The sequence below is a fragment of the Burkholderia thailandensis E264 genome (genome assembly GCF_000012365.1).
Classification (GTDB): Bacteria; Pseudomonadota; Gammaproteobacteria; order Burkholderiales; family Burkholderiaceae; genus Burkholderia; species Burkholderia thailandensis.
Genome location: NC_007651.1, coordinates 2380230 through 2399550, shown reverse-complemented (window position 1 = coordinate 2399550; position 19321 = coordinate 2380230). Strand labels below are relative to the sequence as shown.

At 67.2% G+C, this 19321-nt stretch carries 17 protein-coding genes and 1 tRNA gene; 9 read left to right on the top strand and 9 right to left on the bottom strand.

Annotated elements, in window-relative coordinates:
- Positions 1 to 82 precede the first annotated feature (82 nt).
- Positions 83 to 577, bottom strand: a complete 495-nt coding sequence (locus BTH_RS23040) for a BCAM0308 family protein (protein ID WP_009890615.1) — start codon at positions 575 to 577, stop codon at positions 83 to 85.
- 415 nt (positions 578 to 992) lie between these two features.
- Here BTH_RS23040 and BTH_RS23035 point away from each other — a divergent pair, with 415 nt between their 5' ends.
- Positions 993 to 1322 (top strand): HPF/RaiA family ribosome-associated protein, encoded by a 330-nt coding sequence (locus tag BTH_RS23035; RefSeq protein ID WP_009890613.1) that lies wholly within the window; start codon positions 993 to 995, stop codon positions 1320 to 1322.
- A 286-nt stretch (positions 1323 to 1608) separates the two neighbouring features.
- Here BTH_RS23035 and BTH_RS23030 read toward each other — a convergent pair.
- From BTH_RS23030 to tig, 5 genes are all read right to left on the bottom strand, one after another.
- A tRNA-Val gene (locus BTH_RS23030) sits at positions 1609 to 1684 on the bottom strand.
- Positions 1685 to 2065: 381 nt separating this feature from the next.
- Positions 2066 to 4486, bottom strand: a complete 2421-nt coding sequence (lon, locus tag BTH_RS23025; RefSeq protein WP_009890611.1) for an endopeptidase La — start codon at positions 4484 to 4486, stop codon at positions 2066 to 2068.
- A 195-nt stretch (positions 4487 to 4681) separates the two neighbouring features.
- Positions 4682 to 5953, bottom strand: a complete 1272-nt coding sequence (gene clpX, locus BTH_RS23020) for an ATP-dependent Clp protease ATP-binding subunit ClpX (protein WP_009890609.1) — start codon at positions 5951 to 5953, stop codon at positions 4682 to 4684.
- Between the two features lie 160 nt (positions 5954 to 6113).
- Positions 6114 to 6767 (bottom strand): ATP-dependent Clp endopeptidase proteolytic subunit ClpP, encoded by a 654-nt coding sequence (gene clpP, locus BTH_RS23015; protein ID WP_006026149.1) that lies wholly within the window; start codon positions 6765 to 6767, stop codon positions 6114 to 6116.
- Between the two features lie 139 nt (positions 6768 to 6906).
- Entirely contained in the window at positions 6907 to 8256 is a 1350-nt protein-coding gene (tig, locus tag BTH_RS23010) for a trigger factor (protein ID WP_009890606.1), read from the bottom strand.
- A 436-nt stretch (positions 8257 to 8692) separates the two neighbouring features.
- On the opposite strand from tig, the gene BTH_RS23005 reads away from it, so the two are divergent.
- Positions 8693 to 9856, top strand: a complete 1164-nt coding sequence (locus BTH_RS23005; RefSeq protein ID WP_009890604.1) for a glycerate kinase family protein — start codon at positions 8693 to 8695, stop codon at positions 9854 to 9856.
- 91 nt (positions 9857 to 9947) lie between these two features.
- Complete coding sequence (locus BTH_RS23000; protein WP_009890603.1) at positions 9948 to 10397, top strand: MarR family winged helix-turn-helix transcriptional regulator; 450 nt, start codon at positions 9948 to 9950, stop codon at positions 10395 to 10397.
- Positions 10398 to 10716: 319 nt separating this feature from the next.
- Here BTH_RS23000 and BTH_RS22995 read toward each other — a convergent pair whose 3' ends face one another.
- Both BTH_RS22995 and BTH_RS22990 read right to left on the bottom strand, forming a co-directional pair.
- A complete protein-coding gene (locus tag BTH_RS22995; protein WP_009890601.1) occupies positions 10717 to 11706 on the bottom strand; it encodes a 2-dehydropantoate 2-reductase in 990 nt (329 codons plus the stop codon).
- Positions 11707 to 11789: 83 nt separating this feature from the next.
- A complete protein-coding gene (locus BTH_RS22990) occupies positions 11790 to 12935 on the bottom strand; it encodes a helix-turn-helix transcriptional regulator (RefSeq protein WP_025369328.1) in 1146 nt (381 codons plus the stop codon).
- A 335-nt stretch (positions 12936 to 13270) separates the two neighbouring features.
- Between BTH_RS22990 and BTH_RS22985 the strand changes: the two genes are divergently transcribed.
- The 4 genes from BTH_RS22985 to BTH_RS22970 all read left to right on the top strand — a co-directional run bounded on the left by BTH_RS22985 (position 13271) and on the right by BTH_RS22970 (position 17533).
- Positions 13271 to 14332, top strand: coding sequence for a porin (locus BTH_RS22985; RefSeq protein ID WP_009890598.1), 1062 nt, complete (start codon positions 13271 to 13273; stop codon positions 14330 to 14332).
- 23 nt (positions 14333 to 14355) lie between these two features.
- Entirely contained in the window at positions 14356 to 15549 is a 1194-nt protein-coding gene (locus BTH_RS22980; RefSeq protein ID WP_009890597.1) for an MFS transporter, read from the top strand.
- A 47-nt stretch (positions 15550 to 15596) separates the two neighbouring features.
- Positions 15597 to 16706 carry a class II histone deacetylase gene (locus BTH_RS22975; RefSeq protein WP_009890596.1) on the top strand — a complete coding sequence of 370 codons (1110 nt, stop codon included), beginning with the start codon at positions 15597 to 15599 and terminating at the stop codon, positions 16704 to 16706.
- 203 nt (positions 16707 to 16909) lie between these two features.
- Entirely contained in the window at positions 16910 to 17533 is a 624-nt protein-coding gene (locus BTH_RS22970) for a phospholipase D family protein (protein ID WP_009890595.1), read from the top strand.
- Positions 17534 to 17770: 237 nt separating this feature from the next.
- Here BTH_RS22970 and BTH_RS22965 read toward each other — a convergent pair whose 3' ends face one another.
- Positions 17771 to 18397, bottom strand: coding sequence for an MEKHLA domain-containing protein (locus BTH_RS22965; protein ID WP_009890591.1), 627 nt, complete (start codon positions 18395 to 18397; stop codon positions 17771 to 17773).
- A gap of 38 nt (positions 18398 to 18435) precedes the next feature.
- On the opposite strand from BTH_RS22965, the gene BTH_RS22960 reads away from it, so the two are divergent.
- Together BTH_RS22960 and BTH_RS31910 are read left to right on the top strand one after the other, a co-directional pair.
- Entirely contained in the window at positions 18436 to 18894 is a 459-nt protein-coding gene (locus BTH_RS22960) for a hypothetical protein (RefSeq protein ID WP_009890590.1), read from the top strand.
- Between the two features lie 15 nt (positions 18895 to 18909).
- A complete protein-coding gene (locus BTH_RS31910) occupies positions 18910 to 19311 on the top strand; it encodes a hypothetical protein (RefSeq protein WP_009890589.1) in 402 nt (133 codons plus the stop codon).
- Positions 19312 to 19321: the final 10 nt, after the last annotated feature.

Below are 19321 nucleotides of genomic sequence, written 5' to 3'. Positions count from 1 at the left end.
ACGGAGCGCCGATGCGGCTCCGCGCCGCACATGCGGCCGACACCCGGCAACGCTTCGCCGCAGCCCGCGAGCCCGCGAATCGCTATCGACGCCAGTACGCCCGCACGAGATGCTCGTCCGGGCTGTATTTCAGATCGAGCGAGCCTTGATACGCGGACTTCAGCGCCGAACCGAGATTGCGCGCCAGATGGATATCGGTCGTGGTCACGACCGTCGCGCCGCCGCCCGTGTCGATCGACATGATTCGCTGCATCGGATGCTCGGCGCGCGCCTGTTCCTCGCGACTACGAAGCAGCTGGAGCAGTTCGGACCAATGCTCGCTCGCAAACGGCCCGTCGATATGGAGATAGCCGGCCGGCATGTTCTCCGCGCTGCGTCGACAGGCGCCGCATTGATGCTCGTGCGCGCCGTCGGGACGCGCGAGCCATTGCCAGCGACCAGCGCTGAAGACCGCGCCGCAGGTGGGGCACACCGTCGGCTCGTGCAGTTTGCGACGCATCTCGTAGGGATCTTGCGCGAGACCGGGATAGACCTCTTCGTGACTGCCTGCCTTGAAAGGCCGCGTGCGATGGTTCATGGAGACGCTCCTTGCATGATGCCGAACGAGTGCAACGACAGCTCCAGCCTAGGGCGGCGGCTCGCGCCCACGTTGACCTGAGTCAACGAAGCCATGCCGCGCGCCCATGCGTGCGCAACGCACCGCGATACGCGGTGCGCGGTGGGACACGGCGCACGCCGCGCCCATGCCGATTGCGCCGCCGCAGGTTGCCGGCGTGGCGCCCCTCCCCATCGCACCGGGCCCACGGGCAAGCGTGCCGTGCATCCGCCCGCGCAATCGCCCGACGTTGATCGACGTCAAGCCGCGATTCGCGCCGCGACGAACAATGAGGGCGTCACCGCCCGCACGAGTTCAGCCCCGCCGATTCGCGGCGCGCCGCTCGCGGCCACCGACGCACATGTACGACCAACCACGTCTCTCACCGATTGCAACGATGAAATTACCGCTCGAAGTCTCGATTCAAGGAATGCCCCGCTCCGCCGCGCTCGAAGATGCGGTTGCCCGCCACGCCGCGAAGCTCGAACGCTATTGCGCGGACATCATCCGCTGCCGGGTCAGCGTGATCCTGGACGACAAGCACAAGCACCAGGGCAAGCCGTTCGGCGTGCACATCGACGTGACGATTCCGGGCCACGAGATCGTGTCCAACCGCGAGTCCGACGAAGACGTGTACGTCGCGCTGCGCGACGCGTTCAGCAATGCCGAACGCATGCTCGACGATGCGGTGGGCAAGCGCCGCGACCGGGCGCGACAGTCCGTATAGCGGCAGCATTGCCGCACGACACGCGCGTGTGCCGCGCATCGCGGCCGGATGCAGCCCGGCCGGGCGTCGCCGACGATGCGCTCGAACGGCTGCCGTCCGAAAGACGCTCGCAAATCGCGACACGACGCTGCGCCGCGCGCAACGGCACGGTGGCCGCCCGAGCAATGCATCGGCTCACGCAACCGACGACGAAAAACAAAAAACCCGCAAAGCAATCGCCATGCGGGTTTCATTCACTGCTGCAATCTTCCTCGAGCTGCGTTGAACGCGAATCGCGAAACGGAAATGGTGGGTGCTGAGAGGCTCGAACTCCCGACCTACGCCTTGTAAGGGCGCCGCTCTACCAACTGAGCTAAGCACCCGCTCCGGATCCACGCCGTTCGTGATCGGGCATCCCCCATCCCCGTCACGCAGCGAGCGCGCAAGTGTACTGCAATCTTCCACGTTATACCAGCGCTAAATTCTGACGCGTGTCCCGCGTCGGATTCGAGCGCATCGCCGGCACGCGAAATGCGGCCACCACTTGCCGGCCAGCCCGCTGCTCGACTCACGCCAAGTAACACGCCGCCTGCGCGCCGCGCGAGGAAAGCTCGCCCCAAAGCATCGAGCAGCCGCACTTGCCGCCGCGCGCAGCCGAACCCGCACAACACCGCCGCCAACCCGTCGCCCCGTGCAAAAACAAAGCCCACGGCCTCTCGGCCGTGGGCTTGTTCGCGAGGACACGCAAGCGCTTGCGCGTGCGCTCAGTGCTTGACGACTTCCGTCGAGCCGGCATCCTTCGCGGGTTCCGCGACAGGCGCCGCCGCCTTCGCCTCTTCCTCGGGCAGCGCATTCGGCAGACGTTCGAGCGCGAGTTCGAGCACCTTGTCGATCCAGCGGACCGGCACGATTTCGATCGCGTTCTTCACGTTGTCCGGAATGTCAGCGAGATCCTTCACGTTCTCTTCCGGAATCAGCACGAGCTTGATGCCGCCGCGGTGCGCGGCGAGCAGCTTCTCCTTCAGCCCGCCGATCGGCAGCACTTCGCCGCGCAGCGTGATCTCGCCCGTCATCGCGACGTCGGCGCGCACCGGAATGCCCGTGAGCACCGACACGAGCGCCGTCGTCATCGCGATGCCGGCGGACGGACCGTCCTTCGGCGTCGCGCCTTCCGGCACGTGGATGTGGATGTCCTGCTTCTCGAACGCCTCATCCTTGATGCCGAGCCGGCGCGAGCGCGAGCGCACGACCGAGCGCGCGGCCTCGACCGATTCCTTCATCACGTCGCCAAGCGAGCCCGTGCGGATCACGTTGCCCTTGCCGGGCATCACGGCCGCCTCGATCGTCAGCAGATCGCCGCCCACTTCGGTCCATGCGAGACCCGTGACCTGACCGACCTGGTTCTCCTTCGCGGCAAGACCGAAGTCGTACTTGCGCACGCCGAGGAACGTGTCGAGGTTCTCGCCGTCGACCTTGATCGCGCCCGATGCCTTCTTCAGCAGCAGCATCTTCACGACCTTGCGGCAGATCTTCGACACCTCGCGCTCGAGCGAACGCACACCGGCTTCGCGCGTGTAGTAGCGGATGATGTCGCGGATCGCCTGCTCGGCAACCTCGATCTCGCCTTCCTTCAGGCCGTTGTTCTTCTTCTGCTTCGGCAGCAGGTAGCGCTGCGCGATACTGACCTTCTCGTCCTCGGTATAACCCGACAGGCGGATCACTTCCATCCGGTCGAGCAGCGGCGGCGGAATGTTCAGCGAGTTCGACGTCGCGACGAACATCACGTCCGACAGGTCGAAATCGACCTCGACGTAGTGGTCGGCGAACGTGTGGTTCTGCTCCGGATCGAGCACTTCGAGCAGCGCCGACGACGGATCGCCGCGGAAATCCATCCCCATCTTGTCGACTTCGTCGAGCAGGAAGAGCGGATTGCGCACACCGACCTTCGACAGGCTCTGCAGGATCTTGCCCGGCATCGAACCGATGTAGGTTCGGCGGTGACCGCGGATCTCGGCCTCGTCACGCACGCCGCCCAGCGCCATCCGGACGAACTTGCGGTTCGTCGCGCGCGCGATCGACTGGCCGAGCGAGGTCTTGCCGACGCCCGGAGGCCCGACGAGGCAGAGGATCGGCGCCTTCACCTTGTCGACGCGTTGCTGCACCGCAAGATACTCGAGGATCCGTTCCTTGACCTTCTCAAGGCCGTAGTGATCCTCGTCGAGCACCTTCTCGGCGTTCGACAGATCATTGTTGACCTTGCTCTTCTTGCGCCACGGCAGCGCGATCAGCGTGTCGATGTAGTTGCGTACGACGGTCGCCTCGGCCGACATCGGCGACATCAGCTTCAGCTTCTTGAGCTCGGCATCGGCCTTCTTCTTCGCTTCCTTCGGCATGCGCGCGGCGTTGATGCGCTTCTCGAGCTCCTCGAGATCCGCGCCTTCCTCGCCCTCGCCCAGTTCCTTCTGGATCGCCTTGACCTGCTCGTTCAGGTAGTACTCGCGCTGGCTCTTTTCCATCTGGCGCTTCACGCGCCCGCGGATGCGCTTTTCGACCTGCAGAATGTCGATCTCGGCCTCGAGCTGCGCGAGCAGGTGCTCGAGACGCTCGATGACCGGGAACATCTCGAGGATGTGCTGCTTCTGATCGAGCTTCAGCGGCAGATGCGCGGCGATCGTGTCGGCAAGGCGGCCCGCCTCGTCGATACCCGACAGCGACGTCAGGATCTCGGGCGGAATCTTCTTGTTCAGTTTCACGTACTGATCGAACTGCGACACGATCGCGCGGCGCAGCGCCTCGGTTTCGGCGCTGTCGGCGTGGTCCGGTTCGAGCGGCATCACCTCGCACGAGAACTGCGTCTCCTGCTCCTCGATCGACAGCGCCTGCGCGCGCTGCAAGCCCTCGACGAGCACCTTCACGGTGCCGTCGGGCAGCTTCAGCATCTGCAGGATGTTCGCGATGCAGCCGACGTCGTACATGTCCTTTTCGGTCGGCTCATCCTTCGCGGCGGTCTTCTGCGCGACGAGCATGATGTGCTTGCCGCCTTCCATCGCCACTTCGAGGGCCTTGATCGACTTCGGCCGGCCCACGAAGAGCGGAATCACCATGTGCGGGAAAACGACGACATCCCGCAGCGGCAGCAGCGGGAGCGTAGTGCGTTCCGACGGGAGAAGTTGGGTGCCTGACATTTCATTTCCCCATGAGTGGAATCAATTGTTCGGTAAGTAAGGCCGGCACAGCGGATTGCAAGCCTTCAGCGCGTGGGAAATATTCAGTAAAAAAGTTACCGTACGGTGCGAGTCAGAGTTACCCACAAGATAAACGAAAAAAAGCCGTTCACGATTCCATGAACGGCTTTTTTGCTCATGAAACGTCAAAGCCGGTCAATTCGAACCTGCCACTTTCGGCGTGTCCTCATAGATGAGTAACGGTTTACCGTCCCCTTCGATGACATTGTCGTCGATGATCACCTTGCTGACGCCCTTGAGGGTCGGCAACTCGTACATCACGTCGAGAAGCGCCTGCTCGATGATCGAGCGCAGCCCGCGCGCGCCCGTCTTGCGACGAATCGCCTTGCGGGCGACCGCCTGCAGCGCGTCCGGACGGATTTCAAGTTCGACCCGCTCCATCGCGAACAGCTTCTGGTACTGCTTGACGAGCGCGTTCTTCGGCTCGACGAGAATCTTCATCAACGCGGCCTCGTCGAGCTTGCCCAGCGTCGCGACCACGGGCAGACGGCCGATCAGTTCGGGGATCAACCCGAATTTGATCAGATCTTCCGGCTCGACCTCGCGCAGCACCTCGCCCGCGTCCCGCTCCTGCTTGCTCTTCACGGTCGCGCCGAAACCGATGCCCGTCTTCTCGGTGCGGTCGGTGATCACCTTCTCGAGGCCGTCGAACGCGCCCCCGCAGATGAACAGGATGTTGGTCGTGTCGACCTGGATGAAATCCTGATTCGGGTGCTTGCGGCCGCCCTGCGGCGGCACCGACGCCATCGTGCCCTCGACGAGCTTCAGCAGCGCCTGCTGGACGCCCTCGCCCGACACGTCGCGGGTGATCGACGGGTTGTCCGACTTGCGGCTGATCTTGTCGATCTCGTCGATGTAGACGATCCCGCGCTGCGCCTTGTCGACCTCGTAGTTGCAGTTCTGCAGCAGCTTCTGAATGATGTTCTCGACGTCCTCGCCGACGTAGCCGGCTTCCGTCAGCGTGGTCGCATCGGCGATCACGAACGGCACGTTCAGCAGGCGGGCGAGCGTCTGCGCGAGAAGCGTCTTGCCGGAGCCCGTCGGACCGATCAGCAGGATGTTGCTCTTCGACAGTTCGACGTCGTCCTTCTTGTCGAGATGCTTCAGGCGCTTGTAGTGATTGTAGACGGCGACGGCGAGGATCTTCTTCGCGCGCTCCTGCCCGATCACGTATTGATCGAGGATGTCGCGAATCTCCTGCGGGCTCGGCAGGTCGGATTTGGACAGGCTGGCTTCGACGCCCGCCGCGGCCGCTTCGTCGCGGATGATCTCGTTGCACAAGTCGATGCATTCATCGCAGATGAACACCGACGGCCCCGCGATGAGTTTCTTCACCTCATGCTGGCTTTTGCCGCAAAACGAGCAATACAACAGCTTCTCGCTGTTCGAACCTTTCTTGTCCGCCATGAATGTAGAGCCTCCGGACACGTGAGTTACATGATACGCCGTTTGTCCCCGGCACCATGACCTGGTAAATACTCGGGAGACGGCGGCGATGTTCTTTTGCCGCAGATGCTCGGGGCGCTCGGCGGGCGCCGCCCCTATTGGGGCGGCACCCCACTAAAGCTTACGGACGCTTCGTCGACACGTGGTCGATCAGCCCGTACGCCTTCGCATCTTCGCTGGACATGAAATTATCACGGTCGGTGTCGCGCGCGATGCGCTCGACGTCCTGACCGGTATGGTGGGCGAGCAGGTGGTTCAGGCGATCCTTCAGGTAGAGGATCTCGCGCGCCTGGATCTCGATATCCGACGCCTGGCCGCGCGCGCCGCCGAGCGGCTGGTGGATCATCACGCGCGCGTTCGGCAGCGCATAGCGCTTGCCCTTTGCGCCCGACGCGAGCAGGAACGCCCCCATGCTGGCCGCAAGGCCCATGCAGAGCGTCGACACGTCCGGCTTCACGAACTGCATCGTGTCGTAAATCGCCATCCCCGCCGACACCGAGCCGCCCGGGCTGTTGATGTACAGGCTGATGTCCTTGTCGGGATTCTCGCTTTCGAGGAACAGCAACTGCGCGACCACGAGATTCGCCGTCTGATCGTTGACCTCGCCGACCATGAACACGATGCGCTCTTTCAGAAGCCGCGAGTAGATGTCGTACGAACGCTCGCCGCGGCCGCTCGTCTCGACGACGATCGGCACGAGCCCGAGCGCTTGCGCCTCGAAATCCCGCGGGGCTTGCGAAGCCAACGTGTCCAGCAATTGAGCGCGATTAATCATTCAATGAGCCTTGTCCGAGAATGAGTATTGAACGGCAGGAAACGAGCCGGAGAACGCCGCACGCGCGGCGCCGCGCCGATGAAAAAACGGCGTGCGGGCCGTCGTCGCTCCGACAGCCGGCACGCCGCTAGAGCGACACTTACGCTTGCGCCGTTGCGCTCGCCAGTGCTTCGAAGCTTACTTCCTTGTCCGTCACCTTCGCCTTGCCCAGCACGAAATCGACGACGTTGCTCTCAACGACGAACGCTTCCATTTCGGCAAGGCGCTGCTGATTCGAATAATACCAGCGGACCACTTCCTTCGGGTCTTCGTAGCTCTTCGCGAATTCGTCGACTTCCGCGCGAATCTGCTCGGGCTTCGCCTCGAGGCCGTTCGCCTTCACCAGCTCGGCGAGCACGAGACCGAGCTTCACGCGGCGCTCGGCCTGCTCGGCGAACATCTCGACCGGGATCGGCGCGTCCTTGGCGTTCGGCACGCCGCGCTGCGCGAGGTCCTGACGGGCCATCTCGACGAGGCGCTGCTGGTCCTGCTCGATGAGCGCCTTCGGCACGTCGAGCTCGGAGATCTTCAGGAGCGCGTCCATCACCTGGTTCTTCACGATCGACTGCGTGCGGCGCTTCGCCTCGCGCCCGAGGTTTTCCTTGATCTCCTCGCGCATCTTCGTCAGATCGCCGTCCTCGATGCCGAGCGACTTCGCGAAATCGGCGTCGATCGCGGGCAAGTGCGGCCACTCGACCTTCTTCATCGTGACCGTGAATTGCGCGGTCTTGCCCGCCACGTCCTTGCCGTGATAGTCGTCCGGGAACTTCAGGTCGAATTCGCGCGCCTCGCCCGTCTTCAGGCCGAGCGCCGCCGTTTCGAATTCGGGCAGCATCCGCCCTTCGCCGAGCACGAACACGAAGTCTTCCGCCGTGCCGCCCTGGAACGCGACGCCGTCGATCTTGCCGACGAAATCGACCGTCACGCGGTCGCCGTTCTGCGCGGACGTGTCCGCGCCGCCGTCGCCGTGCTCGCCGCCTTCGCCGCGCGCATGGAAGTGCACGCGCTGCTTGCGCAGGATGTCGAGCGTGCGGTCGATCTCGGCGTCGCCGATCGTCGTCGTCGAGCGCTCGACCTCAGCCGTCGCCAGATCGCCGATCTTCACTTCCGGGTACACCTCGAACGTCGCGTCGAACGCGTACGCGCCCTCCTGCGCCGCATCCTGCTTCGGCGCGAAGCTCGGCTGGCCTGCGACGCGCAGGTTTTCCGAGCGGCTGATCGTGAAGAATTCCTGACCGATCTTGTCGCTCAGCACCTCCGCCTCGACCTGGCCCGCGTATTGCTGCGCGACCATCTTGAGCGGCACCTTGCCCGGGCGGAAGCCCGGCATGCGCACGTTCTTCGCGAGTTTCTGGATACGGGCGTCGATCTCCTTCTGCACGACATCCTTCGGCAGGGAGATCGTCACACGGCGTTCGAGCTTGCCGAGGTTTTCAACAACGTTAGCCATGGCTTCAATCGTCCTAAAATTATTCGAGCGAATCGGTTTTTCCTTGCCGTGCCAGCCTTGCGGCGGACGCGCCGTCGCGCACCTTCGTCTCGCCCATGCGGGCGCATCGAGCGCGGGCCGCGCCTGGCGGCGCGCGGCCCATGCGAGCCGTCGGCGGCTTGAAGCACGGCTTTGGCCGGAAGAATCGGCTATTCTAGCAAACTATTTTCCCCTCACCGCGAGTTCGGGCAGTGGCGCGCCGCACGCCGCCGCCCGCCGCAAGCGGGGCGCGCGATTCCCGGCATGCGCGCCGCCGGATCCCGCACAGGCCAGCCATCCGGTAAGCTCCCTTCAAGGCCGTCGCCCGCCCTCGCGCAGCACGCACGCGCATGCATCCGCCCGCGCCCCCTCGGCCCGCGCGGCCCGCTCGCCATCGAGAACCGCATCCGGAGACACCATGCCGCAGCCCTCGCCCGTCGTCGTCGTTGCGCCCGATTCGTTCAAGGGATCGCTATCCGCCGAGCAGGTCGCGGCCGCGATCGCGGCCGGCGTCGCGCGGGCGCGTCCCGACGCCGTCGTCCGGTGCCGTCCGATGGCGGACGGCGGCGAAGGCACGCTCGACGCGCTGCTCGCGCACGGCGGCGCACGCCGCACGCTGCGCGTGCCGGGCGCATCGTCCGCGCCACGCGACGCGGCCGTCGGTCTCATCGATGCGCACACGGCAATCGTCGAAACCGCGGAGATCGTCGGCATCACCGACCCGGCGGGCATGCGCGCGCCCGTTGCCACACGCAGCACGCGCGGGCTCGGCGACGCGATCCGCGCGCTCCTCGACGACGGTGTGCGCACGTTCTACGTCGCGCTCGGCGGCAGCAGCACGAACGACGCCGGCGCGGGGCTGCTGGCCGGGCTCGGCCTGCGCGCGTACGATGCGCACGGCCGCGAGATCGAACCGACGCCCGAGCGGCTCGCGCACGTCGCGAGCGTCGACGCCTCCGGGCTCGACGCGCGCTTGGCCGACGCGTCGTTCGTCGCGATGTCCGACGTCGACAATCCGCTCACCGGCGAACACGGCGCGACCGCCGTGTTCGGCCCGCAAAAGGGCGTGACGCCCGCGCAGCTCGCGCCGCTCGATGCCGCGCTCGGCCATTTCGCGACGCTCGTCGAGGCGGCGCTCGACCGCCGCCCCGCGGGGGCTTCCTCCGGCCGCGCCCGCGACCTGCCCGGCGCCGGCGCGGCGGGCGGGCTCGGCTTCGCGCTGCACGTGCTCGGCGCGCGCTTCGAGCCGGGCGCCGAGGTCGTCGCGCGACAGATCGGGCTCGACGCAGCGCTTGCGGGCGCGAACTGGATGATTACGGGCGAAGGTCGCTCGGACGTGCAGACGCTGCGCGGCAAGGCTCCGTTCGTCGCGTGCCGCCATGCGCGCGCGGCGGGCGTGCCGGCGACGCTGCTGTCGGGCGCGATCGACGCGGCGGCGCTGCGCCAATTATCCGAACATTTCGACGGCTGCTTCTCGCCCGCGCCGGGCCCGATCACGCTCGACGCCGCGCTGCGCGACGCCGCGCGCCTGCTCGAAAACGCGGCGGAGCAACTGACGCGGCTGCGCTACGGCCGCGCATGACGGGCGAGGCGCACGCCTCGCGAATCGCACCGTTGACCGCGCGCCGCGATACGGCAACAATCGGGCCCGCACCCCTCATTCAGGACACGACATGGCAGGCAGCAAAGTCGGGCTCGACCAGTTCATGACCTACCGGATGCACGTGCTGAACAAGCTGTCCGATCGCGGGATCGGCGAGCTGTATCAGACCAAGCTCGGCGTATCGCTGCCCGAGGCGCGGATCATCGCGTCGGTCGGCGCGTTCGGACCGTTCTCGATCATGCAGCTCGCGCGGCGCGCGAACCTCGACAAGAGCCAGGCGAGCCGCGCGGCCGAGGCGCTGATCCGGCGCGGGCTCGTCAAGCGCAGCCCGAGCGACGACGACGGGCGCGTCGTGCTGATCGCGCTCACGCCGGCGGGCGCCGCGCTCAACCGGAAAATCATGCCGATCGCGCGCAAGTGGAACGCCACGCTGCTCGACTGCCTGAGCGAAAGCGAAAAGGCGGCGTTCAGCCGCGCGCTCGACAAGATCATCGCCGGCGCGCGCGAACGCGACGATTGAGCGGCCGATTGCCCGCGGAACCGCCTCGGCCGCGGCCCGCGACTTCGTTCACGCGCGGCGATTCGCCCGGGTTCTAGGCTGACTCCCGCTGCGCGGCGGCCGTCGGCCGGCACGCCGCCCCGGCCGGCCAACCGACCGGGTGACGACGGCCGCGCCCGAATTCGCGGCATTCCGACGCGCGACGGCCCGCGTCGCGCTCGCGCGTCGCCCGGCAGCCGTCGATGGAACCCGCCCGCCGCGCTCGTGCCGACGAACGCCATGTCGCCCCTCCCCGCATCGTCGAGCGAACGCCCTCGGCCGCCGTCCGCCGCGCGCCGCGTCACAGCCCGGAATTGAACGCCCGCTGGCGCAACAACCCGAGCACCGCGTCGCAATACGGCGTCGGCACGCCCAGCTTGCGGCCGAGCTCGGGGAAAACGCCGAGAATCGGCCCCACCTCGAGCGGCCGCCCCGCCTCCAGGTCCTGTAGCATCGACGTCTTGAACGCGCCCAGCCGGCGCGTCACCGCGATCCGCTCGGCGCCGCTCATCCCCGCCGACAGTCCGAGCCGCGCGCCGATCGAGTCGGCCTCCTCCATCATCCGCAGCGCGAGCGCGTTCGTCAGCGGATCGTCGAGCAGGCGGTCCGCCGCCGAGCCCGTCAGCGCGCTCAGCGGATTCATGTTCATGTTGCCCCAGAGCTTCGCCCAGATGTCGGTGCGAATGTCGGCCGAGCGCTCGACGTCGAAGCCGCCCGCCGCGAGCGCGTCGGCGACGCGCGCGGCCGGATCGAGCAACTCGGGACGCGGCGCGCCGACGATCAGCCGGTTGCCGCGGCCGCGCACGACGACGCCCGGCTCGCGCGTCGCCGACGACAAGTGAACCACGCAGCCGATCGCGCGCGCGGGCGGCAGCGCCGCGGCCGTCACGCCGCCCGGGTCGATGGCGTCGAGCACGGCGCCGTCGAGCGGGCCGCCGAAGCCGTCGAAAAACCACCACGGCAGGCCGTTCATCACGGCGACGAGGGTCGTGCGCGGCCCGACGAGCGGCGCGATGCGCGCGGCGAGCGCCGGCAGCGCCTGCGCCTTCAATGCGACGACGACGCAGTCCTGTTCGCCGAGCGCATGCGCGTCGTCGCTCGCGCGCAGTGCGAGCGACGTTTCATCGCCGGACTCGCCGACGATGCGCAGCCCGCGTTCGCGCAGCGCATCGAGCGTCGCGCCTCGCGCGAACGCGCTCACGTCCCATCCCGCGCGCGCGAGCGCCGCCGCGAATAGTCCGCCGATCGCGCCGATTCCGACGATCGCCGCGCGCACCGGTGCCCGATCCATATGCACTTCTCCTCGTTAGATGAAGCGATGAGCATAGAGCCAAATAGTTGCGCACACAACCATCTGGCCGTGCGGGCCGCCCGTCACTCGTCGATGCCGCGCGCCGCGCCGATGCCTTCGGCGGCGCGATCGAGCTCGCCGAGCACGCCCGAGATCTGGCTCTTGTCGTGCATCCCGAGCTTGCGATACGCGCAGCGCAGATAGTGGCGCACGGTGGCGGGCGAGATCGCCATCTGCTGCGCGACCTCCTTGTGCGAGCGCCCTTCGCCGTAATAGCGGATCGCCGCGAGCTCGCGCGGGCTCAGGCGATCGAGCAGCGAGCGGGGCCGCACCTCGAGCCGGAACAGTCCGGCGACGCTCACGCACTGCATGCGCAGCGCATCGCCCGAATACGGCTGCGATGCGTGGCGGCGCAAGTGCTCGACGAGCGCGGAAGGCAGCCGCGAGCCGGCCCAGTCCGGCCACTCGGTGCGCAACACCGCGCCGAAGCCGGCGTCCGCGTGATGCAGTACGCCGAAGTTGTCGCAGATCGCGCGCACCGTCGATGCGGCCGCCTCGCTGCGCAGCCGCGTGAGCTGCGCGGCGCGATTGATCGTGAGCGCGGCCGCGAGATGCGGGATCACGTCTTCGTAGCGGCGCGCGTCTTCTTCGGTAAACGGACGATTCAAGGCCTGCCGGTAGATCGACAGGAACGTCGTGAGTCCGAAACGCCGGTCGAGCGTGCATACGCACATCAGTTGCGCGAGCCCGTACTTGACGCACCAGTCGCGAAAGCGCGCGTCGAGCCCCGGCTCGACGACGGACAGGATCGCGGCCCGGCCGTATGCGCCATGCAAGGTCCGGTGCGCGAGCGGATCGCAATCGCGCACGCGTTTCCAGTCGGCGAAGAACTCGTGCGGCAACCGGCACAGATAGCTGTTGTGCATCACCGGGCCGGCCGGCGTGTGATTCGCGACGCCCGTCCAGCCGGCATCGAACGGCAGATAGCGCGACAGCAGCTGAAAGAAGCGGCATTCGAACTCGCCGATCGACGCGCGGTTCGCGACCGCGTACAGATCGAGCAGGAACAGGCTCAGCTCGCGCGACGTCGAGCCGGGCGTCTGCGTGCATCCGTCGAAATCCCGCCGGCGCGGCGCGAGCGGCGGCCAAGCGGCTTCGTCGAGCACGATCGCCGCCGGCACGTCGCGCAACGCATCGATGTCCTGCCGCCCCTCCCCTCTGATCGCCACCACTGACCGCTCCCTTGCCCGCTCGCCGCCGGCCGTGCGCGCTTCGATTGCTTCGTTGAGCGATCGATTATAGCCGTCGGCTTTTTTGAAAACCGCCCGTGCGAGAAAGCACGAATGCCCCATCCATTTGAACGGTGTCGACGCACTGCTGCGCCGCGTCATCGCCGCCGCCGCGCGTCGGCCGCCCGCGCGCGCCGCGGCGCGGCGGCCCTCGGGATTCCCCGAGGGTTTCCCTCACCGTTCATCTGGACGGCTTTGCAGCGACTTTGCCGCTACCGACACTGCGCATGCCCCTCGTCAAAAACAATGACCACCCGGTTTGGAGAAACGATGCGATGAAGACGACCAGGTTCAGGAATGCACGCCGACCGCGCGCGCTCGCCGCAACCGCGACGCTCGCCGCGCTGTCCGGCCCGACTCACGCGCAGTCGACGCTCACGCTCTACGGCGTGACCGACGCGGGCGTGCAGTATCTGTCGCACGCCGACGGCCGACACGACGCCTGGCGATTGCAAAACTACGGAATCCTGCCTTCCCAGATCGGCGTCAAGGGCGACGAGGATCTGGGCGGCGGCTGGCACGCGCTCTTCAAGCTCGAGCAAGGCGTCAACCTGAACGACGGCGCGGCGAGCACGCCCGGCTACGCGTTCTTTCGCGGCGCGTACGTCGGCGTGGGCGGGCCCGCCGGCGCCGTCACGCTCGGCCGCCAGTTCAGCACGCTGTTCGACAAGACGCTCTTCTACGATCCGCTCTGGTACGCGTCGTACAGCGGCCAGGGCGTGCTCGTGCCGCTGTCCGCGAACTTCGTCGATCACTCGATCAAGTTCCAGTCGGCGACGTTCGCCGGCTTCGACGTCGAGGCGCTCGCCGCCACGGCCGGCATCGCGGGCAACGCACGCGCCGGCCGCGTGCTCGAGCTGGGCGGCCAGTTCACGAGCAACGGCCTGTCGGCGAGTGTCGTGCTGCATCGGTCGCACGGCGCGGTCGACGGCGGCGTCGATCGCGCCGCGCAACGGCGCGACCTCGGCACGGTTGCCGCGCGCTACACGTTCGCGTCGCTGCCGCTCACCGTCTACGCCGGCGTCGAGCGCCTGACGGGCGACCTCGACCCCGCGCGCACGATCGTCTGGGGCGGTGCGCGCTACCAGACGAGCGGCCGCTTCGGTTTTGCGGGCGGCATCTATCGCACCGATTCGCCGACGCCGCAGATCGGTCACCCGACGCTCTTCATCGCGAGCGCCACCTGTTCGCTGTCCAAGCGCACCGTCGCGTACCTGAACCTCGGCTACGCGAAAAACAGCGGCCGAAGCTCGCAGACCGTCTACGAGTATGACCCGACGCCGCTCGCCGGCGCATCGCAGTTCGGCGCGATGCTCGGCATGTACCACGTCTTCTGAACCGAGCCAGAGAGATCACGACCATGGCCATCAAAACACTGCTGCAAGCGCCCGCGCCGCCGGGCGCGGCGCCGTCCGCCGGCGCGCCCGATTTCACGAGAGGCGCGCTTGCCGCACTCATCGCGTTCGCGGCGATCACGCCGCTCTTGCTGCTCGTCGCGCCGGCCGTCGCCGGCCAGCTCGGCGCGCAGCTCGGGTTGTCGGCGTCGCAGATCGGCGCGTACTTCTTCGTCGAACTGGGCGCGTTCAGCGCCGCGACGCTGCCGTCGTACCTGTGGCTCGGCCGCGTCGACGCGCGTCGCGTCGCGTGGTGCGCGACCGCCGTGTTCTGCGCCGGCAATCTCGCGACCGCCGCATGGATGCCGGGCTTCGCGCCGCTCCTCGCGCTGCGCGCGGCGACGGCGCTCGGCGGCGGCACGCTGATGGTGCTCTGCATGACGAGCGCAGCGGCAAGCGGCAACCGCGATCGCGTCTACGGGCTCTGGGTCGTCGGCCAGTTGATCGCGGGCGCGGCCGGCCTGTTTCTGCTGCCGCACCTGTTCGGCGCGCTCGGATTGCGCGCGCTGTACGCCGTGCTCGCCGCGCTCGCGCTGTGCGCGGCGCCGCTCGCGAACCGCTTTCCGGCCATGCCGCGTGTGCGGACGCGGCACGCGTCGCACGCGCATCCGAACGCGGCGCGCGCGTCGGCCGCGCTCGCGATCGGCGCGGTGCTGACGTTCTACCTCGCGATCGGCGGCGTGTGGACCTTCGCGAGCCAAGCGGCGGCCACGGTCGGCTTCGACGCGCAGACGAGCGGCAACGTGCTCGCGATCGCGAGCCTGATGGGCATCGCGGGCGCGGCGCTCGCGTCGTATCTCGGCGGCCGCGCCGCGCGACGCGCGATGCTGCTCGCCGGATACGCGATCCTCGCCGCATCGCTCGTCGCGCTCGCCGCGGCGCCGAACGCGGCCGGCTTCGCGATCGCGATCTTCGGCTTCAAGTTCGCGTGGACGTTCGTCCTGCCGTTCATCCTCGCGAGCGTCGCGGCCGTCGACACGACGGGGCGCCTGATCGCGACGCTCAATCTCGTGATCGGCTCGGGGCTCGCCGCCGGGCCGCTCGTCGCCGGGCTGATGCTCGACGGCGGCGGCACGCTGCGCGCGCTGTTCTCGATCGCGGCCGCGGTCTCGGCCGCATCGCTCGCGGCGATGCTGCGCGTCGAGCGTGACGCGCATTGACGCCTCACGCCGCTCCCTCTCCTCCTTCATCGCCTTGGCACATTGCAATGACGAAAACCGCTTTCTTCACCGACGAACGCACTTTCTGGCACACGGGCGGCGCGCACGCGCTGTTCTTTCCGGTCGGCGGATGGGTGCAGCCGCCGTCGAGCGCGGGCTACGCGGAATCGCCCGACTCGAAACGACGCCTGCTGTCGCTCGTGTACGCATCGGGGCTCGCCGCGAGGCTCGACATGTCGAGCGCGCCCGCCGCGACCGACGACGATCTGCTGCGCATCCATCCCGCGCATTACCTCGAAGCGTTCAAGCGCGCAAGCGACACGGGCGGCGGCGACCTCGGCGAACTCGCGCCGTTCGGCCGGGGCAGCTATGAGATCGCGGCGCTGTCGGCGGGGCTCGCGCTGGCCGCCGTCGACGCGGTGCTCGCCGAGCGCGCAGCGAACGCGTTCTCGCTGTCGCGCCCGCCCGGCCATCACTGCCTGCGCGACAAGCCGATGGGCTTTTGCCTGCTCGCGAACATTCCGATCGCGATCGAGGCCGCGCGCGCGAAGCATCGCGTCGAGCGCGTCGCGGTGATCGACTGGGACGTGCATCACGGCAACGGCACGCAGGCGATCTACTACGACGACGCCGACACGCTGACGATCTCGCTGCATCAGGACCGCTGCTTTCCGCCCGGCTACAGCGGCGCCGACGAGCGCGGCGCGGGCGCGGGCATCGGTGCGAACATCAACGTTCCGCTCCTCGCGGGCGCGGGCGACGATGCATATCGATATGCATTCGAGCGGATCGTGCTGCCCGCGCTCGACGCGTTCAGGCCGGAGCTCGTCGTCGTCGCGAGCGGACTCGACGCGAATGCGGTCGACCCGCTCGCGCGGATGCAACTGCACAGCGACAGCTATCGATTCATGACGCACGCGCTGAAAGCAGCCGCGCAGCGGCACTGCGCGGGGCGGCTCGTCGTCGTGCACGAAGGCGGTTATTCGGAGGCCTACGTACCGTTTTGCGGACAGGCGATCGTCGAGGCGCTGTCCGGCATGCGCACCGACGTCGTCGACCCGATGCTCGAACTCGCGATCGCGCAGCAGCCCGGCGAGCGATTCAACGCGTTCCAGCGGCAGTTGATCGACGAAATGGCGACGGGCTTCGGCTATTGATTGATCGAGCAACCGAGGGTCGGGCGACGCGAGAAGCAGGTCGGCACGGCGCGCGCGGCGCCGTTCGCCGGCGCGTGTGACGGGGGCGACGGACAATAACGGGCGTCGGTGCGCATCGGCGGAAACTTTCCGGCGAATCGACGAAAACCGCGCCGATGCCGTTACACTCTCGTCCTCTTCAGTTTCGAACGCCCGACCATCTCATGCAGTTGCCGAAGCGGCTCGCCGCCGCGTGTCTCACCGCCGTTTTCCTGTCCGCCGCACCGCCCGCCGTCGGCAAGACGACTTCCGAATCACTGATCGACCGCATCTTCACGCTGATCGCCGACGCGCTGCCGTCGTCCGCGAAGGAAGCGCCGGCGGGACAGGTCGTCGAAGCCGCGTTCTCGCCCGATGGCGGCGCGGAAACGCTCGTGCTGAAAGTGATCGGCACGTCGCGCACGTCGATTCGCCTTGCCGGCTATTCGTTCACGTCGCCGAAGGTCGTGCGCGCGCTGCTCGATGCGCGCCGCCGCGGCGTCGACGTCGCAATCGTCGTCGACAACGACGGCAATCGCTCGAAGGCGTCCAAGCAGGCGCTCAACCTGCTCGTCAACGCAAAGGTGCCGACGCGCACGATCGGCCGCTATGCGATCCATCACGACAAGTACATCGTCGTCGACGGCCGCCATGTCGAGACGGGGTCGTTCAACTACAGCGCCGCCGCGGCCGCGCGCAATTCGGAGAACGTGCTCGTCGTCTGGAACAATCCGGCGCTCGCCTCGCAGTACCTGAAGCACTGGCAGAACCGGTACGATCAAGGGACCGACTATCGGTCGACTTATTGATCGGAGATTGATCGGCGATCCGTCGGCGGCGGCGCGATGCGCGATCGCCGGTTCGCGCGTGCGAGCCGCTCGCGCATCGCGCCGGCGAACCGGCGCGCGCGGCGGGGCCAGCTCGCGTAGCCGCGATCGCCCGACGACGCATTTGACGCATTTGCGGCGCGCAATCGCCCCTGACCTTTGCCTGCAGCGCCTCCGCGCCCCCTCCGCGCGCGACGCGCATCGGCCGACCATCGCGACTCAGGTATCCGTCCACCGGCGATAGGTCGCTGCCTGCCCCCAATACGCGCCGTCGCGATCGATCAGGTTCCAGACAGTGACGTCCTCGATCCAGAAACGCCGCCCCGATTTCGCCACCCTCAGGCCGCGATAGCCGGTCGCGAAGCCGTGCGCTCGCACCGCTTCGAGCAGCCGCGCGCGCTCGTCGCGATTCGGCGCCTCGGCGGAGTACCGCGAATGCAACGCCGTCATCTCGTCCCAGTCGTACTCGAAGCAGCGCTGCACGGTCCTGTTCGCATAGATGTAGCGCGGGTCTTCCGCGGTGTCGTGAGCGAGCACGCAAAACGGCGCGTCCTCGTAGAGCCAGCGCGGGCCATCGGCGCGCGGCACCGCGGGATCGACGAGCGGCGTGCCGGTCAGCCGCAGGTGACTGTCCGCGAGGAGATCGAAGAAATCCGGGTCCAGTGCAAGTGAATGGAACATGGCTTCGTTCTGTTTCTGAAAATGAATGGAGGAAACGATTTCGAATTGCGCAACGCCGGTGGGCACACCGATCTCGCCGGCTCGCGCAAGAATCGCCGCATCCGCCGCCACGGCGCGCGCCGTACGACCCTCGCGCGACGAGGATTCGGGCGTGCGGTCGTGCATTAAGATACCCTGATCGCCAACGAATAAACACCACCGAGATGAATCAAAAACTCTTTGCACGTCCATCGCCCACGAACCTGTCGATAGACAGCGACGAAGTCGACCGCCTGCTGAGCGGCGCGCGAAAGCGGCTTGCGTCACACGACACGGCGATCCAGTGCGAACGCAACAAGATAGACGGATGGCGGCATGTCGCCAAGCAGTTGCGAGCCGCCGTCAGCTACTTGCGGCGCGCCGAAGAGCGCCATGACCGCCTGCGCACGATCAGCATGTCCGACGGCGAATATGGCTCGGAGCAATACTGGGACCCGTCCTACGAAGAAGATCTGAAGCGACGCGAAACCGAGGTGCTGGCGAACATCGCATCATCGGAACAGCGCGTGCAGGACCTCGAGAAAACCGTCGAATTCATCGAGGAGGACATCGAACTGCTCGAAACCATGAGAGGACTTCAGACGGCTGCCCACATTCGGGAGGCGCTCGGAGTCAGCGCGTAACGCCGGAATAAAGGAATGAAGGGGCGTGCCCGCCGCCAGGGTTTCGTCGAACCGGACCGCGGCCCGGACGACTGCCGAGCCGGGCGCGTAATCGCCGACAGCCGACGGGGTGGCCGAGAGGATCATCGGCGAGACGCCGGCTATCGTCTTCATGCCGGCTTTCGCCAGTTCGGCTGGACCGCCGTCAGCTCATACGGCTATACGCACAAGAGCGGATGGTCGATCGGCGTCTATCGAGTGCGGGATCGCTGGATCACGCTTCTTTGGGATGCGCATTCGATTTACGACGAATACAGCAATCCGCTCGCAGCCGCCAAACATCACGCCTCATTGACGTCCGACGACGAGGAAAACATGCCGGCGCGGGATGCCGCACAACTGACAGAACTGGCAGGTGTCGCGACGGCACAACCGTAACAGTCGCCCG